We start from the raw sequence: 25,407 nt of genomic DNA on the forward strand, positions 1-25,407 counted from the left end.
TGCCTGGATCAGGCAGCAGTGCCCCAAAGCCAGAGCCTGCCCCTAGCCAAAGCAGATCCAACCGGAACTTCTGCGTCCCAACGCCACCAGAAATCTATACGTGTTTCTCTGGAGGCCCCTGGCGATGGAACAGTGGAATATCTGGCTTGAACGTGAGCTCTGGCTCAACGTGGCGATCGTCATCGTCGCCACGGCGCTGATCTACAGCGTGTTGCGTGCCGTGGTCGGCACGCTGCACAAGCGGCTGATGGCCTGGTCGAAGGATCAGGACGGCAGTTGGCCGCATTTCATCGCCGTGGTGGTGGGCCGCACCAGCCGCGTATTGCTGCTGGCCTTTTCCCTGTTGCTGGCGCTGCGTCTGACGGAGCTGCCCGGCAATTGGCAGAGCGCGCTGAGCCATACCTGGTTCGTCGCCCTGGCCTTGCAGGTGGCGCTATGGGTCGATACCGGCGTGCGCCTGTGGTCGCGTAGCCTGGTGATGAAGAAGAGCGGTTCCTACAACCCGGTGATGACCACCATCATCAGCATCATGATCCTGATCGTGGTGTGGTCGGTGATGCTGCTGTCGATCCTGGCCAACCTGGGGGTGGATATCACCGCGCTGGTGGCCAGCCTGGGGGTCGGCGGTATCGCCGTGGCGCTGGCGGTGCAGACGGTGCTCAGCGATGTCTTCGCCTCGCTGTCCATCGGCGTCGACAAGCCCTTCGAGATCGGCGATTTCGTGGTATTCGGCGAGGTGGCCGGCACCATCGAGCATATCGGCCTGAAGACCACGCGCATCCGCAGCCTCAGCGGTGAACAGGTGGTGTGCGCCAATGCCGATCTGCTCAAGCAGATCGTGCACAACTACAAGCGCATGAACACCCGCCGCATCGTCTTCAAGTTCGGCATCAGTTACGACACGCCCAGCGACAAGGTGCGTCAGGTGTCGGAGAAGGTCGGCGACATCATCCGCGCCACCCCCAAGGCCAGGTTCGACCGCGCGCACTTTCTCGGTTTCGACGAAAGCCAGCTGACCTTCGAGGTGGTCTATATCGTGCAGAGTTCGGACTACAACCAGTACATGGACATCCAGCAGGAGATCAATCTGCAACTGCTCGATGCCTTGCGCGAGCTGGACGTGCGCTTCGCCCTGCCGCGTCGCGACCTGCGCCTGGTAGGCGAGAGGATGCCGACACTCGAGGTCGCCGGCCTGCCGCAGCACGCCGATACCGACACCGACGGCGGCACTGGCGATCAGCGCCTGCCCAGGTTCAGCTAGCTGCGTACCGACCTGCTACGCCCTGCCCTTGCGCTGTGGAGGCGAACGCGACGCTGCACTTGCGCCCTTCGTGGCGCGCGCAGCTGAACGCCGGCGCTGCGGGTCGGGCACAATCGTAAAATATCAACAACGCCTGCCGTCCATCCGGATGCGTCACCCGCATTCTGCGCAGATACCGTTGCTTGAGGCACGTCGTTTATCGTTTTTTGCGGTCCGCAGGCTTTTATCTGTTTGACATATTTTACGGCTTTGGCAGACTGCTCGCCCGTTGCGGCAGATGACCGCGGACGCCTGCCGGCGTCGCTCGCCAGTCGTGACGCGCCATGAAAACAACAATTCTGTCTGTCCAGGCGGCCTAGCGGGCATCGCCCACGCCGGACGACGGGCGAGCCACTGGTATTCATTCAATGCTGATCTGGTTTGTTGCGATCTACCTGCTGTTCACCGTCGGTGTCGGCTTCTATGCATCCACTCGCGTCAAAAACTCCAAGGATTTCGCCGCTGGCGGCAGGAGCATGTCCTTCCCTCTGGTCGCAGCCATGGTGTTCGCCACCTGGTTCGGCTCCGAGGCGCTGCTGGGCATTCCCGCCACCTTCATCGAGGAAGGCTTCGCCGGTATCGTCGAGGACCCGTTCGGCTCCTTCGGCTGCCTGATGCTGGTGGGCCTGATCTTCGCCCGCCCGCTGTATCGCATGAATCTGCTGACCATCGGCGACTTCTTCCGCAAGCGCTTTGGGCCGCATGTGGAGATCTTCACCAGCCTGGTGATCATCGGCTCCTACCTGGGCTGGGTGGCGGCGCAGCTGACCGCGCTGGGCGTGGTGTTCAACGTGCTCTCCGACGGCTCCATCAGCACCACCCAGGGCATGCTGATCGGCACGGGCATCGTGCTGCTCTACACCCTGTTCGGCGGCATGTGGTCGGTGGCGCTGACCGACTTCGTGCAGATGATCATCATCGTCCTCGGCCTGGTGTACCTGACGTGGCTGATCGGCGACATGGCCGGCGGCGCCGACGTGGTGATCAGCCATGCCGCAGCGGAGGGCAAGTTCACCTTCATGCATGCCTTCGAACCACGGGATATCGTCGCCTTCATCGCCGCGGCGGTGACCCTGATGCTCGGCTCCATCCCGCAGCAGGACGTGTATGCCCGGGTGATGTCGGCCAAGACCGAGAACATCGCCGCGCGTGCCTCGATGGCCGGTGCGGTCTTCTACCTATCGTTCTGCATGCTGCCGATCTTCCTCACCTACGCCGCCTCGCTGATCGATCCGGCGATGGTGCAGAAGTGGCTGGCCGAGGACGCGCAGATGATCCTGCCGCACCTGATCATGGAGCGTACGCCGCTGTTCGCTCAGGTGATGTTCTTCGGTGCGCTGCTGTCGGCAATCATGTCCACCGCCTCGGGCACGCTGCTGGCGCCGTCGGTGACCTTCACCGAGAACATCCTGAAGAACTTCGTACCGGCGATGAGCGACCGTCAGTTCCTGCTGGCCATGCGCGTAAGCGTGGTGGCGATGACCATCGCGACTTCGGTATTCGCCTTGCACTCCACGGCGAGCATCTACGAGATGGTCGGCAACGCCTACAAGGTGACGCTGGTGGCCGCCGTGGTGCCGCTGTTCGCCGGCCTGTTCTGGAAGCGTGCGACCACTCAGGGCGCGCTGCTGGCCATCATTCTGGGCTTGTCGAGCTGGGTCGCCCTGGAGCTGACCTATCAGGAAGGCGATTTCTGGCCGCCGCAGCTGGCCGGTCTGCTGATCAGCCTGGCGGGCATGCTGGTCGGCTCGCTGATGCCGCAGTTCAGCCGCGACCGCGGCGCGAGCGTGCAGGCCATCACCGCCTCGGCCAACGCCTGAAGCCAGGCGCCCTCCTCGCTCGAGGAGGGCGCTTTGCCATCATATAAGCCATTGAAAAACATGAATTTTTCATCTTCACATCGACAGCGGTGACGGCTACTCTGCCGCCCCATGATTCGATACCTACTCCCCCTGATCTGCTATTTCACAACCCTCTCCCTGCACGCCGCACCCACCACGTTCGCCGAGGCCAAGCGCCTGGCCTGGCCGCTGTATGCCAAGCAGTCCACCGAGTTCTATTGCGGCTGCAAGTACAGCGGCAATCGGGTCGATCTGCGCTCCTGTGGTTACACACCCCGCAAGAACGCGGGCCGCGCCCAGCGCATCGAGTGGGAGCATATCGTCCCGGCCTGGGTGATCGGCCATCAGCGCCAGTGCTGGCAGAAAGGCGGCCGCAAGAACTGCGCGGCCAACGATGCGCAGTTCCGCAAGGCCGAAGCCGACCTGCACAACCTGGTGCCGAGCATCGGCGAGGTGAATGGTGATCGCAGCAACTACAGCTTCGCCTGGCTGCCGCAGAAGCCGCATCAGTACGGGCAATGCGAGACGGTGGTGGACTTCAAGGCGCGCAAGGTGATGCCGCGTCCGGCCATCCGCGGGATGATCGCGCGCACCTACTTCTACATGTCCGACCGCTACCAGTTGCGCCTGTCGAAGCAGGATCGCCAGCTCTACGAAGCCTGGAGCAAGGCCTACCCGGTCAAACCCTGGGAGCAGCAGCGCAACCAGCAGGTGGCTTGTGTGATGGGCTGGGGCAACCCCTATGTGGGCAAGGTGGATATGAGCCGCTGTGCGCGGGGGCGTGGATAGTAGGGTGCGCCGTACGCAGCGCATTTCCCGATGTTCCAAGATCGCCACCGAATCGCTGAGAGCGGGTGCGCATGGCGCACCCTACGGCAGCAGGTCCCGATAGCGCGGGAGATCGGCGGGGAAAAGAGGCTCGTAGGGTGCGCCGTGCGCACCGACCCAAACGGCAATTGCAGGAATCGGCAAGCGATCATGGGGCGCGGCTAGCCCCCGCCAAAGCCCAGAGGCCCGTAGCGGGAAGGGTGTTCGCCGGCAACCGTGGGGCGGTGCGCGCGGCGCACCCTACGAAGAGCTGGTCAACCGCTGCAACTCCCGGCGCACCATGTTGGCGAACTCCGGCGGGCTGAGCTGGTACAGCTCCTGGGCCACCCAGGGCAGCCAGCGCCCCTGCAGCTCGGCCCTGCGCGCCAGCAGGCGCTGGGCCTCGGCTTCGGCGCGGGCCTGGTGCTCGCGGTGGTAGTCGGCGCGGCTCGGTTTTTCTGTGCTCACGGTGTTGCCCTTTTCCTCATGCGCGGCGGAGCAGGCATAATCGCCGCCTGTTCGCCCATTTCGACCGTCATCAATGCGCATCCACGTCAGCTTCATCGACCGCGTCGGCATCACCCAGGAAGTCCTGGCGCTGCTTGGCGGACGCAATCTGAACCTCGATGCGGTGGAGATGGTACCGCCAAACGTCTACATCGACGCACCGACCCTGAGCGCCGCGGTGCTCGATGAGCTGCGTGGCGCGCTGCTGCAGGTGCACGGCGTGCAGAGCGTGGAGGTGGTGGACATTCTGCCCGGCCAGCGTCGCCGCCTGCAGCTCGATGCCCTGCTCGCGGCCATGCCCGACCCGGTGCTGGCGGTGGATGACCGCGCCACCGTGCTACTGGCCAACCCGGCGCTGGTGGAGCTGTGCGGCCGCACGCCCGAAGGCCTGAGCATCGCCGCGCTGTTCGCCGATGACGCACTGCAGCAATCGCTGCTCGCCGCCGGTTTCCACCAGCCACTGCGCGAGGTGCATTTCGCCGGCCAGCCGCTGCTGCTCGACGCCCAGCCGATCACCGAAGACGGTCGCCTGACCGGTGGCCTGCTCACCCTTTACGCCCCGAGCCGCATGGGCCAGCGCCTGGCCGCGCTGCATCATGATCATGCCGAGGGCTTCGACTCGCTGCTCGGCGAATCGGCGCCGATTCGCGCGCTCAAGGCCCGTGCCCTGCGCGTGGCGTCGCTGGACGCACCGCTCTTGATCCACGGCGAAACCGGTACCGGCAAGGAGCTGGTGGCTCGCGCCTGTCATACCGTCAGCGTGCGCCGCAATGCGCCCTTCCTCGCCCTGAACTGCGCCGCCCTGCCGGAGAACCTGGCCGAGAGCGAACTGTTCGGCTACGCCCCCGGCGCCTTTACCGGCGCCCAGCGCGGCGGCAAGCCGGGGCTGCTGGAGCTGGCCAACCAGGGCACGGTGTTTCTCGACGAAATTGGCGAAATGTCGCCCTATCTGCAGGCCAAGCTGCTGCGCTTTTTGAGCGACGGCAGCTTCCGCCGCGTCGGTGGCGACCGTGAGGTGAAGGTGGACGTGCGCATCCTCAGCGCCACCCACCGCGACCTGGAAAAGATGGTGGCCGAAGGCAGCTTCCGCGAAGACCTGTTCTACCGCCTCAATGTGCTCAATCTGGAAGTGCCGCCGCTGCGCGAGCGCGGCCAGGACATCCTGCTGCTGGCCCAGCACTTCATGGCCCAGGCCTGCGCGCAGATCCAGCGCCTGCCCTGCCGCCTGGCGCCGACCACCTTCCCCGCCCTGCTGGCCGGGCGTTGGCCGGGCAACGTGCGCCAGTTGCAGAACGTGATCTTCCGCGCCGCCGCGATCTGCGACAGCAACTGGGTGGAGATGGACGATCTGGATATCGCCGGCACCGAAGTGGCGCCAAAGGTGGAAGGGGAAGTCGCCAGCCTGGAACAGGCCATGGACGAGTACGAGAAGGCGCTGCTGGAAAAGCTCTACGACAGCCACCCCTCCAGCCGCCAGTTGGCCGCACGCCTGGGTACCTCGCACACCGCCATCGCCAAGCGCCTGCGCAAGTACGGGATTCCGGGCAAGCATTAAGGCCAGGCTTAACAAGCGGGCCACTCGCCCTTGTAGGGAGGGTTAGGCACCTGTCTTAAATACGGAAATCCCGCAGGTTCAGATGCGCCGTAACCCACCATCGGCGCAACGCGGAAGATCGCCCGGTGGGTTACGCGGCGCACCACGACCGCGGCGTCAGATCGTTCATCGGCCAGCGCCGCTAACCCACCCTACGGTTCCGTAGCGTACGCTCACTCCGCGATAGTCCGAATCTGTAGGGTGGGTTAGGCGCATATCGCAAACACTCGTCATCCCACTGGGCCTGCAGCGCCGTAACCCACCATCGGCGCAACGCAGGATCATCGCCCGGCGGGTTACGCGGCGCACCACGACCGCAGAGTGTGAAAGCTCACCTATTGGCGCCGCTACCCCACCCTACGGTTCCCGGCGCTGGATCAGATCGGCGTGGTGCTGGTCGGCACCTTGATCACCCCGCAGGCCACACGCGCCCCGCCGCCGCCCAGCGGCTGCGGATGATCGGCATGGTTGTCGCCGCCAGCGTGAATCATCAGCGAACGATTGTGCAGGTCCTGCAGGCTCTTGAGCCGTGGCGCCAGCACCGGCTGGCTGGCCTTGCCGTCCTCGGTCACCAGCAGTGCGGGCAGGTCGCCCAGGTGGGCATTGTCTTCCCAGGGGAAGCCATGGCGCCCGGCATTCTGCGGGTCCCAGTGGCCACCTGCTGCGCCGGCCGGCGTCAGCTTGCCATCCACCTCGGCGGCGTTGCAGTTGGGCTCGGTGTGCACGTGAAAGCCATGCACGCCAGGTTCCAGCCCCTGCAGATCAGGGGTGAATACCAGCCCGTAGGCCGACTGGCTGATGGTCACGGTGCCGATGGATGCGCCAGTACCTTTCTCCGTGGCCTGCTCCAGCGTCACGGTAACCGTCTCGCTGGCCTGCAGACTGGTGGCGCCAAGCAGCGCGAATGCCAGGGGAATCAGGGGTTTCATGTCGATCTATCTCCTTGTCGATAAAGCCTCCCCCTTACCGACCCTCGATGCCCCGGAGCGGTTCCAGCTAGTTGCCGTATCGATAACGATCCACCGTAACGATTCAGCAACAAGCACCCGAAAGCCGCGCCGCGCCTCGTGCGACTTCAACTTTTCCATTTGCGACAGGCCTATTCGTATCGATATCGTTCCAGACAATCATATACAGGCCTGGAATATATTAATAACTTATTGATTTTATTGAATATTTTGCCATTGGCACTGGCATTGCAAACGCCTGTCCACCTGCCCGCCACCCAAGAAGCGGACACCTTTACCCCCTGAGGAGTTGACATGAGCGAGTTGCGTTTCACCGCCGATCACGAATGGCTGCGTCTGGACAACGATGGTCTGGTTACCGTCGGCATCACCCACTACGCCCAGGACGCGCTCGGCGACGTGGTGTACGTACAGCTGCCGGAAGTGAAGGCCTACGCCCAGGGCGAAGAGGTGGCGGTGCTGGAGTCGGTGAAGGCTGCCAGCAACATCGTCATGCCGCTGGACGGCGAGATCGTCGAAATCAACGCCGACCTGGAAGGCAGCCCGGAGCTGGTCAACGAATCGCCGCTGGACAAGGCCTGGTTCTTCCGCATGCGCCTGGCCGACAACGCCGTGCTGGCCGACCTGCTGGACAAGGCCGGCTATGATCGTCTGTTGAACGCCAACGCCGACGCCTGAGTGACCGCCATGACCAAGCTCGATACCCAGAACGAATTCATCGCCCGCCACATCGGCCCGCGCGATGCCGACACCGCCGCCATGCTCGAACTGCTCGGCTATGACTCGGTGGACGCGCTGACCAATGCCGTGATCCCCGAGAGCATCAAGGACACCAGCATCCTCGGCGAGCAGCCGGGCCTGTCGGAAGCCGACGCCCTGGCCAAGATCAAGGCCATCGCCGCGAAGAACCAGCAGTTCAAGAACTACATCGGCCAGGGTTACTACGGCACGCACACGCCGAGCCCGATCCTGCGCAACCTGCTGGAAAACCCGGCCTGGTACACCGCCTACACCCCGTACCAGCCGGAGATTTCCCAGGGCCGCCTGGAAGCGCTGCTGAACTTCCAGACCCTGATCAGCGACCTCACCGGCATGCAGATCGCCAACGCATCCTTGCTCGACGAAGCCACCGCTGCCGCCGAGGCCATGACCTTCTGCAAGCGTCTGTCGAAGAACAAGGCCGCCAACACCTTCTTCGTTTCCCAGCATTGCCACCCGCAGACCCTCGACGTGCTGCGCACCCGTGCCGAACCGCTGGGCATCGATATCGAAGTCGGCGACGAAGCCACCATTACCGACGCCAGCGCCTACTTCGGCGCGCTGCTGCAGTACCCGGCGAGCAACGGCGACATCTTCGACTACCGCGCCCTGGTCGAGCGTTTCCACGCCGCCAATGCCCTGGTGGCCGTAGCCGCCGACCTGCTGGCCCTGACCCTGCTCACCCCGCCGGGCGAGTTCGGCGCCGACGTCGCCCTGGGCAGCGCCCAGCGCTTCGGAGTGCCGCTGGGCTTCGGTGGCCCGCACGCCGCCTACTTCGCCACCCGCGACGCATTCAAGCGCGACATGCCGGGCCGCCTGGTCGGCATGTCGGTGGACCGCTTCGGCAAGCCGGCCCTGCGCCTGGCCATGCAGACCCGCGAGCAGCACATCCGCCGCGAGAAGGCCACCAGCAACATCTGCACCGCGCAGGTGCTGCTGGCCAACATCGCCAGCATGTACGCCGTGTACCACGGCCCGAAAGGCCTGACCGCCATCGCGCAGCGCGTGCACAGCTTCACCGCCATCCTCGCCCTGGGCCTGACCAAGCTGGGCCACAGCGTCGAGCAGCAGCACTTCTTCGACACCCTGAGCATCAAGACCGGCGCCAAGACCGCCGAGCTGCATGCCAAGGCCCGTGCCGCCGGCATCAACCTGCGCGAGATCGACGCCGAGCGTCTGGGTCTGTCGCTGGACGAAACCACCGACCAGGCCGCCGTGGAAGCCCTGCTGGCGCTGTTCGCCGGCGATCAGGCCGCCCCGGCCGTCAGCGAGCTGGCCGCACAGGTCGCCAGCCGCCTGCCCCAAGGCCTGCTGCGCCAGTCGGCGATCCTGCAGCACGAAGTGTTCAACCGCTACCACAGCGAAACCGAGCTGATGCGCTACCTGCGCAAGCTGGCCGACAAGGACCTGGCGCTGGACCGCAGCATGATCCCGCTGGGCTCCTGCACCATGAAGCTCAACGCCGCCAGCGAGATGATCCCGGTCACCTGGCCGGAGTTCGGCAACCTGCACCCATTCGCTCCGGTCGAGCAGGCCGCGGGTTACACCCAGCTGACCACTGAGCTGGAAGCCATGCTCTGCGCCGCCACCGGCTACGACGCCGTGTCGCTGCAGCCCAACGCCGGTTCCCAGGGCGAGTACGCGGGCCTCTTGGCCATCCGTGCCTATCACCTGAGCCGTGGCGACGATCAGCGCGACATCTGCCTGATCCCGCAATCGGCCCACGGCACCAACCCGGCGACCGCCTCCATGGCCGGCATGCGCGTGGTGGTCACCGCCTGTGACGCGCGCGGCAACGTCGACATCGCCGATCTGAAGGCCAAGGCCGAAGAGCACAAGGATCGCCTGGCCGCGATCATGATCACCTACCCGTCCACCCACGGTGTGTTCGAGGAAGGCATCCGCGAGATCTGCCAGATCATCCACGACAACGGCGGCCAGGTGTACATCGACGGCGCCAACATGAACGCCATGGTCGGCCTCTGCGCGCCGGGTCAGTTCGGCGGCGATGTCTCGCACCTGAACCTGCACAAGACCTTCTGCATCCCCCACGGCGGTGGCGGCCCGGGCGTCGGCCCGATTGGCGTCAAGTCGCACCTGGCACCGTTCCTGCCGGGCCATGGCCACATGGCACGCAAGGAAGGTGCAGTCAGCGCCGCGCCGTTCGGCAGCGCCAGCATCCTGCCGATCACCTGGATGTACATCACCATGATGGGCGGCAACGGCCTCAAGCGCGCGTCGCAGATGGCCATTCTCAACGCCAACTACATCGCCCGTCGTCTGGAAGAGCACTACCCGGTGCTGTACTCCGGCGAAGGCGGCCTGGTGGCGCACGAGTGCATCCTCGACATCCGTCCGCTCAAGGACAGCAGCGGCATCAGCGTCGACGACGTGGCCAAGCGCCTGATCGACTTCGGCTTCCACGCCCCGACCATGTCCTTCCCGGTGGCCGGCACCCTGATGATCGAACCGACCGAGAGCGAGTCCAAGGAAGAGCTGGATCGCTTCTGCGACGCCATGATCGCCATCCGCGAGGAAATCCGCGCGGTCGAGCAGGGCCGTCTGGATAAAGACGACAACCCGCTGAAGAACGCCCCGCACACCGCCCTGGAACTGGTCGGCGAATGGCACCACGCCTACAGCCGCGAGCAGGCCGTGTACCCGGTGGCGAGCCTGATCGAGGCCAAGTACTGGCCGCCGGTTGGCCGCGTGGACAACGTCTACGGCGACCGCAACCTGGTCTGCGCCTGCCCGTCCATCGAGGCGTATCAGGACGCGTAAGCGCCAGCCCGTAGCCCGGATGAAATCCGGGAGCTCTCAACAGCTTCCCCGGATTGCATCCGGGCTACATCCACCCCGATTCCTTTCGGCTCCCCTCACCGGGGCGGGCCGACTGCATCCCGAGAAAAACGATAAAGAGGGCCTCACCATGTTCAGCAAGCACGACCAACTGCAGGGCTATGACGACGCCCTGCTCGCGGCGATCCAGGCCGAGCAGCAGCGCCAGGAAGACCATATCGAGCTGATCGCCTCGGAGAACTACTGCAGCCAGCGCGTGATGCAGGCGCAAGGCAGCGGTCTGACCAACAAGTACGCCGAAGGCTATCCGGGCAAGCGCTACTACGGTGGCTGCGAGCATGTGGACAAGGTCGAAGCGCTGGCCATCGAGCGCGCCAAGCAGCTGTTCGGCGCCGACTATGCCAACGTGCAGCCGCACTCCGGCTCCTCCGCCAACAGCGCCGTCTACCTGGCGCTGCTCAATGCCGGCGATACCATCCTCGGCATGAGCCTGGCCCATGGCGGCCACCTGACCCACGGCGCCAAGGTGTCGTCCTCGGGCAAGCTGTACAACGCCGTGCAGTACGGCATCGACGAGAACGGCCTGATCGATTACGACGAGGTCGAGCGTCTGGCCATCGAGCACAAGCCGAAGATGATCGTCGCCGGCTTCTCGGCCTACTCGCGCGTGCTGGACTTCCCGCGTTTTCGCGCCATCGCCGACAAGGTGGACGCTCTGCTGTTCGTCGATATGGCCCATGTGGCGGGGCTCGTGGCCGCCAGCCTGTACCCGAACCCGGTACCGTTCGCCGATGTGGTCACCACCACCACGCACAAGACCCTGCGTGGCCCGCGTGGCGGCCTGATCCTGGCGCGCAAGAACGAGGAGATCGAGAAGAAGCTCAACTCCGCCGTGTTCCCCGGCGCCCAGGGCGGCCCGCTGATGCACGTCATCGCGGCCAAGGCGGTGTGCTTCAAGGAGGCGCTGGAGCCGGGCTTTAAGGCCTACCAGCAGCAGGTGATCGACAACGCCCGCGCCATGGCTGAAGTGTTCGTCGAGCGCGGCTATGACGTGGTTTCCGGCGGCACCGACAACCACCTGATGCTGATCAGCCTGGTCAAGCAGGGCCTGACCGGCAAGGCGGCCGACGCGGCGCTGGGCGATGCCCACATCACGGTGAACAAGAACGCAGTGCCGAACGACCCGCAGTCGCCGTTCGTCACCTCCGGCATCCGCATCGGTACCCCGGCGGTGACCACCCGCGGCTTCAAGGAAGGCGAATGCCGCACCCTGGCTGGCTGGATCTGCGACATCCTGGGCGACCTGGAAAACCCGGCCGTGATCGAGCGCGTGCGCAGCCAGGTCGCAGACCTGTGCGCCACCTTCCCGGTCTACGCTGACTGACACCCAACGTACAACGGGCCGCACCGCGGCCCCAACCGGTGCGCGCGGCGCACCCAACAGGAAATCGACATGACCACTGAAACTCTCGCCAAGACTCCGCTGCACGCCCTGCACCTCGAACTCGGCGCGCGCATGGTGCCCTTCGCCGGCTATGACATGCCCGTGCAGTACCCGCTGGGCGTGATGAAGGAGCACCTGCACACCCGCGAGGCCGCCGGCCTGTTCGACGTTTCGCACATGGGCCAGATCCTGCTGCGTGGCGAGAACGCCGCGCGTGCCCTGGAAACTCTGGTGCCGGTGGACATCATCGACCTGCCGGTGGGCCTGCAGCGCTACGCCATGTTCACCGATGCCCAGGGCGGCATCCTCGACGACCTGATGGTCGCCAACCTGGGTGACGACACCCTGTACCTGGTGGTCAACGCCGCCTGCAAGGATCAGGACCTGGCCCACCTGCAGAAGCACATCGGCGAGCGGTGCCAGATCGAGTGCCTGTTCGAGGAGCGCGCCCTGCTCGCCCTGCAAGGGCCGAAAGCGGTCGACGTGCTGGCCCGCCTGGCGCCTGAAGTGAGCAAGATGACCTTCATGCAGGTGGCCCGCGTGCGCCTGCTGGGCAGCGAATGCATCGTCAGCCGCAGCGGCTACACCGGCGAAGACGGTTTCGAGATTTCCGTCGCCGTCGACCAGGCCGAAACCCTGGCGCGCAGCCTGCTGGCCGAAGCGGAAGTCGAGGCCATCGGCCTGGGTGCGCGGGACTCGTTGCGCCTGGAAGCCGGCCTGTGCCTGTACGGTCACGACATGAGCAGCGCCACCACGCCGATCGAAGCCAGCCTGCTGTGGGCCATCTCCAAGGTGCGTCGTGCAGATGGCGAGCGTGCCGGCAACTTCCCGGGCGCCGAGCGCGTATTCGAGCAGCAGCAAAAAGGCGTGGCGCGCAAGCGCGTCGGCCTGCTGCCGCAGGAGCGCGTACCGGTGCGTGAAGGCGCGGAAATCGTCGATGCCGACGGCACCGTGATCGGCCAGGTATGCAGCGGCGGCTTCGGCCCGACCCTCGGCGCACCGGTGGCCATGGGTTACGTCAATGCCAGCCACACCGCCGTCGACAGCGACGTCTGGGCCGTGGTGCGCGGCAAGCGCGTGGCGATGAAAGTGGCCAAGACCCCGTTCGTGCCGCAGCGCTACTACCGCGGCTGATTTGCAACGCAGCCCTGCGCTGCAGGAGCCGCGCCTCGCGGCGAATGGGTCGAAGGACGCGAAAGCTTCGCCTCGGGGCGAGGCTCCTACATTCGTTGCGCGCGCTCTGCTCCGTAGCCCGGATGCGATCCGGGGAGGCCCTGAAAAGCTCCCGGATTGCATCCGGGCTACGTTGTTTCCACCCCTGATCCGCCGCTCGCGCCCGGCGCGAGTTCGTAGGGCGGGTGAAACCCGCCACATAGCCCCTGGCGGGTTGCACCCGCCCTACAGGTAACTGCTCCGTAGCCCGGATGCAATCCGGGGAGGCCCTGAAAAGCTCCCGATTTGCATCCGGGCTACGTTGTTTCCACCCCTGATCCGCCGCCCGCGCCCGGCGCGCGTTCGTAGGGCGGGTGAAACCCGCCACATAGTCCCTGGCGGGTTGCACCCGCCCTACAGATGACTGCTCCGTAGCTGGACAATCGCAGGCTGCGCGATCTTGTTATACGTTATCACACAACATCAGCCATGCCAGTTGAGTCATCCACTCTGCTCGGCATATCCGTTAAACCTCTTGCCATCGGCAATAGCGCCGCCAAACGGGACTTTATCACTCATACTTTGGTCTAGCCGGACGTTGACAAGCGACAAAAAGGCTGTCGATAATCTCTATAGTTGTATGACGACATATGACATAGATAACAACAATAATCAGGACCAGAACATGACCCTCCTCGCCTCTGCTTCAGCGCAGCCGCCAAGCGTCCGCTCGGCCCCCGTCGCCCTCACACGCCCTGCAACCGGATTCGCCGGAGGCTGACCCCAGCCGCCGGCAATGACCGGTCGCGGTTCGGCCGGCCTGCCCCACGGGGCATTCACACCCACCCGCCATGCAGGCTGCCAATCGGCCAGCAGGGGATGGTTCGTTCAAAAAATGGGAGCACAACAACAATGACCGCACGCAACACCCTTCCCCTGGCCCTGCTCGGCAGCACCGCGCTGGCGCTCGTCATGCCTACTGCTACTCATGCCGCCGGCTTCGTCGAAGACGCCAAGGTCACCCTCGGCCTGCGCAACTACTACTTCAACCGCAACTTCCTCAACCATACCCAGAACAACCAGGCTCAGGCCGAGGCCTGGACCCAGAGCTTCATCCTCGATGCCCGCTCCGGTTTCACCCAGGGCACGGTAGGCTTCGGGCTCGATGTGCTCGGCCTGTACTCGGTCAAGCTCGATGGCGACCGCGACGTGGCCAACAGCCAGATGCTGCCGATCCACGATGACGGCCGCCCGGCCGACGATTTCGGTCGCACCGCGGTGACTGCCAAGGCGAAGATTTCCAAGACCGAGCTGAAGGTCGGTGAGTGGTTCGCCGTACTGCCCATCCTGCGCGCCGACGATGGCCGTTCACTGCCGCAGACCTTCCAGGGCGCGCAAATCACCTCCAACGAGTTCGATGGCCTGAACCTGTACGGCGGCCAGTTCTGGAAGAACAGCCAGCGCCACGACGCCAGTCGTGAGGACATGTCGTTCAACGGTATCGAGGGCGATGACTTCAACTTCGGCGGCGGTGAGTACCGTTTCAACGGCAACAGCACCATGCTCGGCGCATGGCACGCGCGCCTGGAGGACGTCTACAAGCAGAGCTTCGTGCAGCTGACCCACAGCCAGCCGGTCGGCGACTGGGTGCTGGGCGCCAACCTGGGTTACTTCAACGGCAAGGAAGAAGGCGCAGCCAAGGCCGGCAATCTGGACAACAAGGTCTATCAGGGCAGCTTCTCCGCCAAGACCGGCAACAACGGTTTTACCCTTTCCTATCAGCGGCTAAGCGGCGATACCAAGTTCCTGCGCATTGACGGCACCAGTGGCGGCACGCTGGTCAACGACGGTTTCACCGCCAGCTTCGACGCGCCCGAAGAACGCTCCTGGCAGGTGCGTCACGACTACAACTTCGCCGGCCTCGGCATCCCCGGCCTGACCCTGATGAACCGCTACACCAGTGGCTCCAACATCCACACCGGCGGCCGTACCGATGCCGAGGAATGGGCGCGCGAATCGGAGCTGGCCTACACCATCCAGGAAGGCAGCCTGAAGAACCTGAGCATCCGCTGGCGCAACTCCAGCGTCCGCCGCGACGTCGGGGCCGACGCCGACGAGAACCGCCTGATCATCAACTACCCGCTGTCGATCCTGTAATTCCAGGCGCGCTCGCGCGTCCGATTGTCTCCATGTGTTTACGGCACTTTACGCCCGTCCTCGTGACGGGCTTTTTTTCTGATCTGCGCCAGCCCTGTAGGGTGCGCCGTGCGCACCGGTTCCAATGCCAAACCCAAGGGTGGATGTCGTTTTTTACATCCATCAGAGCGGCGGTTCTGTAAGGCCTGTCCACCCCAGGGCGCCATACGATGGCTCGCAACGAGCCCTACCTAAAGCGCTCCACCATCTGCGCCAGCACCGTCAGCACATCCCGCCCCAGCTTCTTCGAGCGCGCGCCATTCCAGCCGGTGCGCGGCTGCGGGTTGTCGTCGTGATCCTTGAACGGCATCTCGATGGTGAACGACAGGCAATCGAAGGCCTCGCCCACCGCGTTGCAGGCCAGGGTCAGGTTGGCCTGGCCGGGTTCGTCGCGCGGGTAGCCGAAACAGGTCTGGAATTCGGCGCCGATGCCCACCAGGCGCTGGCGGAAATCCTCCTCCAGCGCGGCCAGGCGCGGCGTATAGCCGGGGTTGCCCTCGCAGCCTGCGGTGAACACGTGGGGGATTTCCTCGTCGCCGTGAATATCCAGGAACAGGTCGACACCGATGCGCTGCATATGCTGCAGCGCGAACAGCACCTCGGGGCTGCGCTCGACACTGGCCGACTGCCAGGCGCGATTGAGGTCCTGCCCGGCCAGGTTGGTACGCAGATGGCCGCGGAAGGCGCCGTCCGGGTTCATGTTCGGTATCAGGTAGAACTCGGCCTGGCTGAGCAGCGCCTGGACCTCGGCGTCATGCGGGTCCTGCAGGCGTTCGATCAGCCCCTCCATGAACCACTCGGCCATATGCTCGCCGGGATGCTGCTGGGCGATCAGCCACAGCTTGCGCGGCGCAGCGGCCTGACCGCCAATGCGCAGCAACTGGATATCGCGCCCCTCCAGGCTTCGGCCGCAAGCCACCAGTTCGGCGCCGCGCTCCAGCGCCGTGGCGATCAAGCGCTCGTGGCGTGCCCGCGGGTAAGGCTCGAAATAGGCGAAGCGTACGCTCGCGTGCTCGGCCTGCAACTCGAAGAGCAGTTGCCCGTCCTCGAAGCGCGTCGGCACACGGAACCAGTCCTGCTGGTCGTAACTGGCCACGGCCTGGTAACCGTCCCAGGCCTTGTTGTAGGCCGACTGCCCGGCGTTGGTCAGACTGAAGCCATAGCGCTGTCCCGGCTGCAGGCCATCGACCTGGAAGTGAAACCACTGGAAATGATGGCTGTTGAGGTCCGGCCGCATGGCCAGCAGCACGCGCTGCGGGTCGCTGACGTCGATGACCTGGATGTTGCCGCTGTCGAAATCCGCACTGATCTTCATGAGCACCTCGTGAACGAAATCAGCGCTCAGGATTGCAGCTCACGAGGCGAGTGTGAAGTCAGCCCTGCACGAACGGATCAGAGCGAACTAAGGTGAGCGAGGCAGGCCTAACAGCGACTTGCCTCGTTTTATCGCTCAGGGAGCCCATTTCCATGCCCAGTCCAGCCAAGCCCTTTCACGCCGCCGCCCTGTTCGCCCTTGCGCTGCTGGCCGGATGCGCCGGGCGCGAGCCCGACTCCGCCGCGCCCGCGCCACAGCCGCAGGTCGAACAACCCGTGACCAGGACCGAGCAGGATCAGCTACGCCAGCAGGCCCAGCGTGGTGATCTGGACAGTCAGTTCCAGCTCGGCAGCAGCTACTTCGTCGGCCAACCGGAGAAGAACCTCAAGCAGGCCGAGTACTGGTGGAAGCAGGCCGCCGACAAGGGCCATGCCATGGCGGCAGTGAGCCTGGCCTATCTCTACACAGGCCGCGATGCCCCAGAGTTCGCCAACCAGCAGGGCATGCTCAAGTACCTCAATCAGTCGGCCGCTGCCGGCAACCCCATGGCCCAGCATGTGTTGGGCAACCTCTACCGCCGTGGCGAGGGCGGCGTACCACGCGACCCTGACCAGGCCCAGCGCCTGTACCAGAGCGCCTGCCAGCAGCGCTACGAGCCTTCCTGCGCGGCGCTGGGTGGTCAGTAAGTCGAATACCCACTCCTAGGGTTGAAGGTCAAACAGCGCCTTGCCGCTTTCCATGTCGCTCGGGGCAGAGAAGTGCTCGTGGAAGATCAACCAGCGGCCACCTTGGCGGCGCAGGCACTGGGTCACGCGCATCCAGCAGGTCTGCAGCTCGCCCTTTTCATTGCTGCCGCCGCAGTGCAACAGGTAGTGGGTCACGCCGAGATCGCCGCTGGCGGTGAAGGTCGGCTCGTATGGCTCGAACATCCCCGGGCCGCTGCACATCTCCATGCAGGCCTGCCAATGTGCCTGGTACGCCGGGCGCCCCTGAAAGCGCAAGGGGCCCACGGCATCGTAGGACACCACGTCCTCGACGTAGTGACTCATGATGCGCGCCACCTCCTTGCTGCGGCAGGCTTCGGTCCAGTCGTTCAGGGCTTCTTGCAGCTCGTGCTGACTCATGTCGTTCTCCTTCTCGGCCGTTCCGGCCTGCTGGCTCTGGCAATAGTGGCTGGGCGTCATGCGTGCGCGTGGATATCCAGCTCGCGCACCGGGCGCACCTCCACGCAGCCGACACGGGCGGCGGGAATGTGTCCGGCGAGCTGGATGGCCTCGTTGAGGTCGCGCGCCTCCACCAGATAGAAGCCGGCCAGTTGCTCCTTGGTTTCGGCGAAGGGGCCGTCGGTGATCGCCAGCTTGCCGCCGCGCATGCGCACGGTGGTGGCGGTCTGCACCGACTGCAGCGCCTCGGCGGCGAGCATGCGCCCGCTCTCCTGTACAGCATTGGCGTAGGCGAAGCATTCGCTGTCATGCGGGCTGTCGGGGGAGCCGTGCAGCTCCTGTTCGTTGGCGTAGACGAGGCAGAGGTATTTCATGACGCACTCCAGTTCCCTGGTGGGTGGATACTGGATAGTCGAATGCGCCGGGAACGTTTCGACAATGGCCGGAAAAAGATCGCAGAAGCCGATAAACGGTAGGGTGCGCCATGCGCACCAGCCTTCCGTAGTCTTTGCGCACTGCCTAGTTAGAAGTCTGCCGGCGACCTCGGTGCGCGCGGCACACCCTACTCCGGGACTTCGACGCTGACGTGAATGGCGTCGTGGCGCCAGAACTCCAGGTCGCAGTCGATGATGCGCCCATGCTGGTCGCGGTTGACCCGGGTGATGCGCAGCGCCGGGCTGCCCGGCGCCACCTTGAGGCTGGCAGCAGCTTCGGCATGCAGCGCGGTGGGCACCATGTCGAAGCGCACGCGACCATAGTGAATGCCGTATTCGCTGGCGTAGAGGTCGGTCAGCGAGCGGGTCAGGTCGAAGTCGAGGATGCCGGGGAAGTAGGCCGGGTTGAGATAGTGCTCGACATACAGCACCAGGCGCCCGTCGATGCGCCGCGCGCGGCAGACCTGATAGACGCTGGACAACGCCGGCAGCTCCAGCACCTGGCAGATCTGCGCGCTGGCCGGCATCAGCCGGGCACTGAGGACTTCGGTCGCCGGCACCCGCCCCTGCTCGGCCACCATCGCATGAAAGTGCGTGCGCACCAGCGGGTTGTAGGCCACCCGCGTCGGCGAGACGAACCAGCCGCGGCGCTCCTCGCGATAGACCAGCCCCTGCGCCTCCAGCTGCCCGAGCGCCTCGCGCAGGGTGATGCGCGTGGTATCGAACAGTTCGCTGAGCCTGCGCTCGGCCGGCAGCTTGCTGCCGGAGGGCAACAGGCCCCGGTCTATCTGCTCCTGCAGGGCGCGGCAGATGATGGTGACAGCCCGTGGCGCTTCTTCGCGCATCAATTTCTCCCCTTTTGGACTAGTCCAGCCCCATGACAGGGCAAAAGCCACTTGCTCGGACGGGTTACAAGACTAGGCAGTCTAGATGACTGATAGATGACAACTCTGCTGCAAGCACGCCGCATGCCACGGTTTCGCGCATCTGCAGCCCGGAAAATCAGGCACTTGACCATGGTCTACGCTTGTGAAGCGCACCGGCCAGCTGCACCTGGACATCTGCCATTGGTGGCCGGACATAAAACTGTCATCGAAGGCGCCTAGATTGGCTCGGGTATTGCTGATCTAGACCAACACTCTCACTGCAAAGGAGTTTCCAATGAAACAACTGCTGCTGGCTTCACTGATGGGCTCGGCCATCGCCCTGGCGACCTCCGCCATGGCCGAAGGCACCGACTTGCAGGCCCTGGAAAAGGCCGCACGCGCCGAAGGCGCGGTGAATAGCGTGGGTATGCCCGACAGCTGGGCCAACTGGAAAGACACCTGGGCCGATCTGGCCAAGCTTTACGGCCTCAAGCACCAGGACACCGACATGAGCTCGGCGCAGGAAATCGCCAAGTTCGCCGCCGAGAAGGAAAACGCCACCGCCGATATCGGTGACGTCGGCGCCGCCTTCGGCCCCATCGCCGTGCAGCAGGGCGTGACCCAGCCGTACAAGCCGAGCACCTGGGAGCAGATTCCGGACTGGGCCAAGGACAAGGACGGCCACTGGATGCTGGCCTACACCGGCTCCATCGCCTTCATCGTCAACAAGCAACTGGTCAAGGATATTCCGCGTTCCTGGGCCGACCTGAAAACCGGCACCTACAAGGTCGCCGCCGGTGACGTCAGCACCGCTGCGCAGGCCACCAACGGCGTGCTGGCCGCGGCCATCGCCCTGGGCGGCAACGAGAGCAACATCCAGCCGGCGCTGGACCTGTACGCCGACCTGGCCAAGCAGCGCCGCCTGTCGCTGGCCAACCCGACCATCCAGACCCTGGAGAAGGGTGAAGTGGAAGTCGGCGTGGTCTGGGACTTCAACGGCCTGTCCTACCGCGACCAGATCGACCCCGAGCGCTTCGAGGTGCTGATCCCGTCCGACGGTTCGGTGATCTCCGGCTACAGCACCATCATCAACAAGTGGGCGAAGAACCCCAACGCCGCCAAGCTGACCCGCGAATACATCCTGAGCGATGCCGGGCAGATCAACCTGGCCAAGGGCCACGCGCGCCCGATCCGCGCCGAGCACATCGAGCTGCCAGCTGAAGTTCAGGCCAAGCTGCTGCCGCAGGAGCAGTACGCCAAGGTCCAGCCGATCAAGGATGCCGCCGCCTGGGAAGCCACCTCCAAGGCACTGCCGCGTCTGTGGCAGGAGCACGTGATCATCAATATGAATTGATGCGGCCGCGACCATTGATCCGTAGCCCGGATGAAATCCGGGGCAATCGCCAAGTACGCCCCCGGATTGCATCCGGGCTACGACCGAACGAGAGAAACCCATGAAGCACAACGTCATCCTGGTGGTACTGGATGGCCTGAGCTATCAGGTGGCCCAGCATGCGCTGGGCCACCTGTTGGCTTACTGCCAGGCCGGGCGCGCTGCGCTGTACAAGCTCAACTGCGCACTGCCGGCACTGTCCCGCCCGCTCTACGAATGCATCCTCACCGGCGTGGCGCCCATCGACAGCGGCATCGTGCACAACGATGTGGTACGCCTGTCGAATCAGCGCAGCATCTTTCACTACGCCCGTGACGCCGGCCTGAGCACCGCCGCCGCGGCCTATCACTGGGTCAGCGAGCTTTACAACCGCGCGCCCTTCCAGGCCGCCCGCGACCGCCACACCAGCGATGAGTCGCTGCCGATCCAGTACGGCCACTTCTATTACGCCGACCATTACCCGGATTCGCACCTGCTGGCCGATGCCGACAGCCTGCGCCAGCTTCACGCGCCGAACCTGCTGCTGGTGCACCCGATGAACATCGACGACGCCGGCCACAAGCACGGCCTGGACAGCTCGCAGTACCGCAACGCCGCGCGCATGGCCGACGTGCTGCTGGCCGAGTACATCCAGACCTGGCTCGACGCCGGCTACCAGATTCTGGTGACCGCCGACCACGGCATGAACGCCGACCGCAGCCACAACGGCCTGCTGCCGGAAGAACGCGAGGTGCCGCTGATCGTCCTCGGCAGCGCCTTCAGCCTCGACCCGGCGGCCCGACCGCAGCAGACCGAGCTGTGCGGCACCATCTGCCAGCTGCTCGGCGTGGCCCACGACAAACCCTGGTGCAGGGAGCTGCTTGCATGAAGTCGTCCATCTCCAGCAAGGGTTGGGCACTGCTGTGCCTGGTGCCCTTCGCCCTGTTCTTCTTCGCCTTCCAGATCGCACCGCTGGCCTGGGTGGCGAGCAACAGCCTGAACACTGCCGAGGGCTGGGGCCTGGGCAACTTCCAGCAGGCCTTCTCCTCGGCGTTCTACCGCCAGGCCATGCGCCACAGTCTGGAGGTCGCCTTCTGGTCGAGCCTGTTCGGCATCGTCGTCGCCATCATCGGCAGTTATTCGCTGCGCCAGGTCAGCAGCCGCCTGCGCGATTTCGTCATGGCGTTTTCCAACATGACCAGCAACTTCTCCGGGGTGCCGCTGGCCTTCGCCTTCATCATCCTGCTTGGCTTCAACGGCGCGCTGACCATCCTGCTCAAGCAGATGGGGGTGATCGAGGACTTCAACCTCTACTCCAAGACCGGCCTGATCGTGCTCTACACCTACTTCCAGATTCCCCTCGGCGTGCTGCTGCTCTACCCGGCCTTCGACGCCCTGCGCGAGGACTGGCGCGAGTCGGCCGAACTGCTTGGCGCCAATACCTGGCAGTTCTGGCGGCATATCGGCCTGCCGGTGCTGACCCCGGCGCTGCTCGGTACCTTCGTCATTCTTCTGGCCAACGCCCTGGGTGCCTACGCGACGGTGTACGCGCTGACCACCGGCAACTTCAACATCCTGCCGATCCGTATCGCGTCGATGGTTTCCGGCGACATCTTCCTCGACCCGAACATGGCCAGCGCGCTGGCCATGGTGCTGGTCGGCCTGATGACCCTGATCACCATCGTCCACCAATGGCTGCTGCGCCGGAGCTACCATGTCGCCCGCTGAAAAACGCTCGCCGCTGTTCCACCAACTGGTGGTTTATCTGCTGTTTCTGATCCTGCTGTTGCCGCTGCTCGGCACCCTGGTCTACTCGCTGTCCACCAGCTGGTCGGCGACCATCCTGCCCAGCGGCTTCACCTTCAAGTGGTACGTGGCGCTGTGGAGCGATGCGCGCTTTCTCGCCGCCTTCGGCCGCTCGCTGCTGGTGTGCATCGCTGCCCTGGCGTTGTCGCTGCTGCTGATCCTGCCGCTGCTGTTCGTGGTCAACTACCACTTCCCGAAACTCGATGCCCTGATGAACGTGCTGATCCTGCTGCCATTCGCCGTTCCGCCAGTGGTGTCCTCGGTGGGCCTGATGCAGCTGTTCGCGGCAGGGCCACTGCCGATCCTCGGCACGCCGTGGATCCTGATCGGCTGCTACTTCACCATCGCCCTGCCCTTCATGTACCGGGCAATAACGAACAATTTACAAGCGATCAATCTGCGCGACCTGATGGACGCCGCCCACCTGCTCGGCGCCAGCACCTGGCGCGCTGCCTTCATGGTGGTGCTGCCCAATCTGCGCAAGGGTTTGATGGTCTCGGTATTCCTGTCCTTCAGCTTCCTGTTCGGCGAATTCGTCTTCGCCAACCTGCTGGTGGGCAGCCGCTACGAGACGCTACAGGTGTACCTGTACAACATGCGCAACGGCAGCGGCCATTTCACCAGCGCCCTGGTGATCTCCTATTTCATGTTCGTGCTGCTGATGACCTGGGCAGCCAACCGCCTGAACAAGGACAAGTCATGAGTTTCCTGCACATCCAGAACCTGCACAAAAGCTACGGCCCGACGCGGATCTTCACCGACATCAATATCGAGATCGGCCAAGGCCAGTTCATCACCCTGCTCGGCCCATCGGGCTGTGGCAAGTCGACTCTGCTGCGCTGCATCGCCGGCCTGACGGCAGTCGATGGCGGGCAGATACTGCTGGGCGGCGAGGACCTGGTACCGATGCCGCCGCAAAAACGCGGCATCGGCATGGTGTTCCAGAGCTATGCGCTGTTCCCCAACATGACCGTGCAGCAGAACGTCGCCTTCGGCCTGCGCATGCAAAAGGTCCCAGCCGCCGAGGCCAGCAAACGCGTCGCCGAAGCCTTGGAGCTGGTGGAGCTCAGCGACTATGCCGGGCGCTATCCGCAGCAGCTCTCCGGCGGCCAGTGCCAGCGGGTGGCCCTGGCCCGCTCGCTGGTCACTCGCCCGCGCCTGCTGCTGCTCGATGAGCCGTTGTCGGCGCTGGATGCGCGCATCCGCAAGCACCTGCGCGAGCAGATCCGCGCCATCCAGCGCGAGCTGGGCCTGACCACCATCTTCGTCACCCACGATCAGGAAGAGGCACTGGTGCTGTCCGACCGCATCGTGCTGATGAATGGCGGGCAGATCGTCCAGAGCGGCGACGCCGAAACCCTCTACACCGCACCGGCCGATGCCTTCGCCGCCGGTTTTATCGGCAACTACAACCTGCTCGACGCCGAAGCCGCCAGCCGCCTGCTCGGCCAGCCGGTCGGCAGTCGCGTGGCGATTCGCCCGGAAGCCATCCACTTCGCCGACGGCGGCATCGAGGCGCAGATTCGCAGCCACAGCCTGCTCGGCAACGTGATCCGTTACCGCGTCGAAGCGCGTGGCGTGGAACTGCTGGTGGACGTGCTCAATCGCTCTGCCGCCGACCTGCACCAGGACGGCCAGAGTGTCAGCCTGGCCATTGGCGCCGATGCGATCCGGGAGGTGGCGTGATGGCCCTGGCGATCTTCGACCTCGACGAAACCCTGATCAACGGTGATTGCGCCAGCCTCTGGACCCAGGAAATGGTCAAGCTCGGCTGGGCCGATGGTGAATCCTTCATCGCCCACGAGCAGGAGCTGATGCGCCAGTACGCCGCCGGCACCCTGGCCATGGAAGACTACATGGCCTTCACCCTGTCGCCGCTGGTCGGCCGCACGCCCGAGGAGGTCGCCCATGTGGTCGAGCCCTTCGTCGAGGACGTGATCGAGCCGATCTTCTACAGCGACGCCAGCCGCACCCTGGCCAAGCATCGCGAAGCCGGCGACCGCCTGCTGGTGATCTCCGCCTCGGCGCACTTTCTGGTCAGCGCGATTGCCGAGCGCTTCGGTATAGACGAGGTACTGGCCATCGACCTGGAGCTGCAGCACGGTTTTTACAGCGGGCGTACCCAGGGCGTGCTGACCTACCGCGAAGGCAAGGTCACCCGCCTGCACGCCTGGCTCGCCGAGCAGAACGAAAGCCTGGCCGGCGCCAGCTTCTATTCCGACTCGCGCAACGACCTGCCGCTGCTGCAACGGGTGGACAGGCCCTTCGCGGTCAACCCCGACCCGACCCTGCGCGCCCACGCCGAACAGGCCGGCTGGCCGATTCTCAGCTGGCGCTGATCCGGCCTCGTAGGGTGCGCCGTGTGTTCAGCCGGGAGACATAGGTAACGGGTGTCGGGAGACATAGGTAACGCATTTAGGCTACCGGTGTTCATCGAATCGGGAGATCGAGAGATGCCGTGGCCGGAGCGCAGCACTATGTCGATAAGGCGAGAGTTTGTTCTGTTGGCGGGGCAGCCCGAAAGTAATGTGCGGGAGCTCTGTCGGCGATATGGCATCAGTCCTAGAACTGGCTACAAATGGCTGGATCGGTACCGTGAGCATGGCGATGCCGGTTTGCAGGACCGGTCCCGGCGTCCCCTGAGCAGCCCAGGGCGCAGCGATCCGAGGCTGGAGCAAGCGGTGGTGCAATTGCATCACCGCTATCCCTACTGGGGCGCTCGCAAGCTGCGAAGCTTATTGCGCAGCGCGGACATCGATCCGCCTCATCACAGCACCATCGATGCGATCCTCAGGCGCCACGATTGTCGTGTTCGCTATCACAACGAACAGACGCAACCGCCGGCTAATCACCGTTTCGAGCACCCGAACCCGAACGATCTCTGGCAGATCGACTTCAAGGGCCACATCGCCCTCAATGATCGCCGTTCGTCTCGCTGCCATCCCTTGACCCTGCTGGACGATCACTCACGCTTTTCGCTCTGCCTGCAAGCCTGCGAGGGAGAGCGGCTGGAGCTGGTGAAACCGCATCTGATCGAGGTCTTTCGCCAGTACGGTTTGCCGCGGCGCATAACCGCCGACAACG

Annotated in this window: 23 protein-coding genes; 17 read left to right on the forward strand and 6 right to left on the reverse strand. The window is 64.6% G+C overall.

All coding sequences use genetic code 11. From position 1 onward, the window contains the following. Positions 1–124 precede the first annotated feature (124 nt). From BLS61_RS02345 to BLS61_RS02355, 3 genes are all read left to right on the forward strand, one after another. A complete protein-coding gene (locus tag BLS61_RS02345; protein ID WP_090426797.1) occupies positions 125–1,261 on the forward strand; it encodes a mechanosensitive ion channel family protein in 1,137 nt (378 codons plus the stop codon). Positions 1,262–1,668: 407 nt separating this feature from the next. Then, entirely contained in the window at positions 1,669–3,120 is a 1,452-nt protein-coding gene (locus BLS61_RS02350; protein WP_090426800.1) for a high affinity choline transporter 1, read from the forward strand. Between the two features lie 111 nt (positions 3,121–3,231). Continuing rightward, a complete protein-coding gene (locus tag BLS61_RS02355) occupies positions 3,232–3,930 on the forward strand; it encodes an endonuclease (RefSeq protein WP_090426803.1) in 699 nt (232 codons plus the stop codon). Between the two features lie 279 nt (positions 3,931–4,209). On the opposite strand, the gene BLS61_RS02360 is transcribed toward BLS61_RS02355, so the two are convergent. Beyond that, a complete protein-coding gene (locus BLS61_RS02360) occupies positions 4,210–4,416 on the reverse strand; it encodes a hypothetical protein (RefSeq protein ID WP_090426807.1) in 207 nt (68 codons plus the stop codon). 73 nt (positions 4,417–4,489) lie between these two features. Between BLS61_RS02360 and BLS61_RS02365 the strand changes: the two genes are divergently transcribed. Beyond that, a complete protein-coding gene (locus BLS61_RS02365) occupies positions 4,490–6,010 on the forward strand; it encodes a sigma-54-dependent transcriptional regulator (protein WP_090426812.1) in 1,521 nt (506 codons plus the stop codon). 416 nt (positions 6,011–6,426) lie between these two features. Here BLS61_RS02365 and sodC read toward each other — a convergent pair whose 3' ends face one another. Then, on the reverse strand, positions 6,427–6,978 hold the full coding sequence (sodC, locus tag BLS61_RS02370) for a superoxide dismutase family protein (RefSeq protein ID WP_090426815.1): 552 nt from the start codon (positions 6,976–6,978) through the stop codon (positions 6,427–6,429). Positions 6,979–7,311: 333 nt separating this feature from the next. Between sodC and gcvH the strand changes: the two genes are divergently transcribed. The 5 genes from gcvH (at position 7,312) to BLS61_RS02395 (ending at position 15,328) form a co-directional block, all read left to right on the forward strand. Then, the gene (gcvH, locus tag BLS61_RS02375) at positions 7,312–7,695 is read left to right on the forward strand and encodes a glycine cleavage system protein GcvH (protein ID WP_003245719.1); all 384 of its coding nucleotides are present in this window, start codon (positions 7,312–7,314) and stop codon (positions 7,693–7,695) included. Positions 7,696–7,704: 9 nt separating this feature from the next. Continuing rightward, on the forward strand, positions 7,705–10,557 hold the full coding sequence (gene gcvP / locus BLS61_RS02380; RefSeq protein WP_090426817.1) for an aminomethyl-transferring glycine dehydrogenase: 2,853 nt from the start codon (positions 7,705–7,707) through the stop codon (positions 10,555–10,557). Between the two features lie 148 nt (positions 10,558–10,705). Then, entirely contained in the window at positions 10,706–11,959 is a 1,254-nt protein-coding gene (gene glyA / locus BLS61_RS02385; protein WP_090426819.1) for a serine hydroxymethyltransferase, read from the forward strand. Between the two features lie 69 nt (positions 11,960–12,028). Beyond that, positions 12,029–13,153, forward strand: coding sequence for a glycine cleavage system aminomethyltransferase GcvT (gene gcvT, locus BLS61_RS02390; RefSeq protein ID WP_090426821.1), 1,125 nt, complete (start codon positions 12,029–12,031; stop codon positions 13,151–13,153). A 930-nt stretch (positions 13,154–14,083) separates the two neighbouring features. Beyond that, positions 14,084–15,328 carry an OprD family porin gene (locus tag BLS61_RS02395; RefSeq protein ID WP_090426823.1) on the forward strand — a complete coding sequence of 415 codons (1,245 nt, stop codon included), beginning with the start codon at positions 14,084–14,086 and terminating at the stop codon, positions 15,326–15,328. 226 nt (positions 15,329–15,554) lie between these two features. On the opposite strand, the gene BLS61_RS02400 is transcribed toward BLS61_RS02395, so the two are convergent. Beyond that, positions 15,555–16,682: a M14 family metallopeptidase gene (locus BLS61_RS02400; protein ID WP_090426825.1), complete on the reverse strand. Its 1,128-nt coding sequence runs from the start codon at positions 16,680–16,682 to the stop codon at positions 15,555–15,557. A gap of 152 nt (positions 16,683–16,834) precedes the next feature. Between BLS61_RS02400 and BLS61_RS02405 the strand changes: the two genes are divergently transcribed. Beyond that, complete coding sequence (locus BLS61_RS02405; protein WP_090426827.1) at positions 16,835–17,368, forward strand: tetratricopeptide repeat protein; 534 nt, start codon at positions 16,835–16,837, stop codon at positions 17,366–17,368. Between the two features lie 15 nt (positions 17,369–17,383). Here the strand turns inward: BLS61_RS02405 and BLS61_RS02410 are convergent, their stop codons facing one another. The 3 genes from BLS61_RS02410 to BLS61_RS02420 all read right to left on the reverse strand — a co-directional run bounded on the left by BLS61_RS02410 (position 17,384) and on the right by BLS61_RS02420 (position 19,124). Beyond that, positions 17,384–17,806, reverse strand: coding sequence for a YybH family protein (locus BLS61_RS02410; protein ID WP_090426829.1), 423 nt, complete (start codon positions 17,804–17,806; stop codon positions 17,384–17,386). A gap of 56 nt (positions 17,807–17,862) precedes the next feature. Next, the gene (locus BLS61_RS02415) at positions 17,863–18,219 is read right to left on the reverse strand and encodes a YciI family protein (protein ID WP_090426831.1); all 357 of its coding nucleotides are present in this window, start codon (positions 18,217–18,219) and stop codon (positions 17,863–17,865) included. Positions 18,220–18,407: 188 nt separating this feature from the next. Next, complete coding sequence (locus BLS61_RS02420) at positions 18,408–19,124, reverse strand: UTRA domain-containing protein (protein ID WP_090426833.1); 717 nt, start codon at positions 19,122–19,124, stop codon at positions 18,408–18,410. Positions 19,125–19,440: 316 nt separating this feature from the next. On the opposite strand from BLS61_RS02420, the gene BLS61_RS02425 reads away from it, so the two are divergent. The 7 genes from BLS61_RS02425 to BLS61_RS23315 all read left to right on the forward strand — a co-directional run. Continuing rightward, positions 19,441–20,499 carry an ABC transporter substrate-binding protein gene (locus BLS61_RS02425; RefSeq protein ID WP_090426835.1) on the forward strand — a complete coding sequence of 353 codons (1,059 nt, stop codon included), beginning with the start codon at positions 19,441–19,443 and terminating at the stop codon, positions 20,497–20,499. Positions 20,500–20,599: 100 nt separating this feature from the next. Beyond that, positions 20,600–21,406 (forward strand): alkaline phosphatase family protein, encoded by an 807-nt coding sequence (locus tag BLS61_RS02430; protein ID WP_090426837.1) that lies wholly within the window; start codon positions 20,600–20,602, stop codon positions 21,404–21,406. Continuing rightward, positions 21,403–22,245: an ABC transporter permease gene (locus BLS61_RS02435; RefSeq protein WP_090426840.1), complete on the forward strand. Its 843-nt coding sequence runs from the start codon at positions 21,403–21,405 to the stop codon at positions 22,243–22,245. The genes BLS61_RS02430 and BLS61_RS02435 overlap by 4 nt, the downstream gene beginning before the upstream one ends. Next, positions 22,232–23,026 (forward strand): ABC transporter permease, encoded by a 795-nt coding sequence (locus tag BLS61_RS02440; protein ID WP_090426842.1) that lies wholly within the window; start codon positions 22,232–22,234, stop codon positions 23,024–23,026. Before BLS61_RS02435 ends, BLS61_RS02440 begins: the two co-directional genes overlap by 14 nt. Continuing rightward, a complete protein-coding gene (locus BLS61_RS02445; RefSeq protein ID WP_090426843.1) occupies positions 23,023–24,009 on the forward strand; it encodes an ABC transporter ATP-binding protein in 987 nt (328 codons plus the stop codon). The genes BLS61_RS02440 and BLS61_RS02445 overlap by 4 nt, the downstream gene beginning before the upstream one ends. After that, on the forward strand, positions 24,009–24,662 hold the full coding sequence (locus BLS61_RS02450) for an HAD family hydrolase (protein ID WP_090426845.1): 654 nt from the start codon (positions 24,009–24,011) through the stop codon (positions 24,660–24,662). The genes BLS61_RS02445 and BLS61_RS02450 overlap by 1 nt, the downstream gene beginning before the upstream one ends. A gap of 138 nt (positions 24,663–24,800) precedes the next feature. Then, the coding region (locus tag BLS61_RS23315) for a helix-turn-helix domain-containing protein (protein WP_244157898.1) at positions 24,801–25,407 on the forward strand (607 nt) is incomplete at its 3' end.

The organism is Ectopseudomonas guguanensis (assembly GCF_900104265.1).
GTDB classification, from domain to species: domain Bacteria; phylum Pseudomonadota; class Gammaproteobacteria; order Pseudomonadales; family Pseudomonadaceae; genus Aquipseudomonas; species Aquipseudomonas guguanensis.

Coding starts and splice junctions, on each gene's coding strand:
- BLS61_RS02345 (WP_090426797.1), top strand. CDS start 125: ATGGAACAGTGGAATATCTGGCTTGAACGTGAGCTCTGGCTCAACGTG.
- BLS61_RS02350 (WP_090426800.1), top strand. CDS start 1,669: ATGCTGATCTGGTTTGTTGCGATCTACCTGCTGTTCACCGTCGGTGTC.
- BLS61_RS02355 (WP_090426803.1), top strand. CDS start 3,232: ATGATTCGATACCTACTCCCCCTGATCTGCTATTTCACAACCCTCTCC.
- BLS61_RS02365 (WP_090426812.1), top strand. CDS start 4,490: ATGCGCATCCACGTCAGCTTCATCGACCGCGTCGGCATCACCCAGGAA.
- sodC (WP_090426815.1), bottom strand. CDS start 6,978: ATGAAACCCCTGATTCCCCTGGCATTCGCGCTGCTTGGCGCCACCAGT.
- gcvH (WP_003245719.1), top strand. CDS start 7,312: ATGAGCGAGTTGCGTTTCACCGCCGATCACGAATGGCTGCGTCTGGAC.
- gcvP (WP_090426817.1), top strand. CDS start 7,705: ATGACCAAGCTCGATACCCAGAACGAATTCATCGCCCGCCACATCGGC.
- glyA (WP_090426819.1), top strand. CDS start 10,706: ATGTTCAGCAAGCACGACCAACTGCAGGGCTATGACGACGCCCTGCTC.
- gcvT (WP_090426821.1), top strand. CDS start 12,029: ATGACCACTGAAACTCTCGCCAAGACTCCGCTGCACGCCCTGCACCTC.
- BLS61_RS02395 (WP_090426823.1), top strand. CDS start 14,084: ATGACCGCACGCAACACCCTTCCCCTGGCCCTGCTCGGCAGCACCGCG.
- BLS61_RS02400 (WP_090426825.1), bottom strand. CDS start 16,682: ATGAAGATCAGTGCGGATTTCGACAGCGGCAACATCCAGGTCATCGAC.
- BLS61_RS02405 (WP_090426827.1), top strand. CDS start 16,835: ATGCCCAGTCCAGCCAAGCCCTTTCACGCCGCCGCCCTGTTCGCCCTT.
- BLS61_RS02410 (WP_090426829.1), bottom strand. CDS start 17,806: ATGAGTCAGCACGAGCTGCAAGAAGCCCTGAACGACTGGACCGAAGCC.
- BLS61_RS02415 (WP_090426831.1), bottom strand. CDS start 18,219: ATGAAATACCTCTGCCTCGTCTACGCCAACGAACAGGAGCTGCACGGC.
- BLS61_RS02420 (WP_090426833.1), bottom strand. CDS start 19,124: ATGCGCGAAGAAGCGCCACGGGCTGTCACCATCATCTGCCGCGCCCTG.
- BLS61_RS02425 (WP_090426835.1), top strand. CDS start 19,441: ATGAAACAACTGCTGCTGGCTTCACTGATGGGCTCGGCCATCGCCCTG.
- BLS61_RS02430 (WP_090426837.1), top strand. CDS start 20,600: ATGAAGCACAACGTCATCCTGGTGGTACTGGATGGCCTGAGCTATCAG.
- BLS61_RS02435 (WP_090426840.1), top strand. CDS start 21,403: ATGAAGTCGTCCATCTCCAGCAAGGGTTGGGCACTGCTGTGCCTGGTG.
- BLS61_RS02440 (WP_090426842.1), top strand. CDS start 22,232: ATGTCGCCCGCTGAAAAACGCTCGCCGCTGTTCCACCAACTGGTGGTT.
- BLS61_RS02445 (WP_090426843.1), top strand. CDS start 23,023: ATGAGTTTCCTGCACATCCAGAACCTGCACAAAAGCTACGGCCCGACG.
- BLS61_RS02450 (WP_090426845.1), top strand. CDS start 24,009: ATGGCCCTGGCGATCTTCGACCTCGACGAAACCCTGATCAACGGTGAT.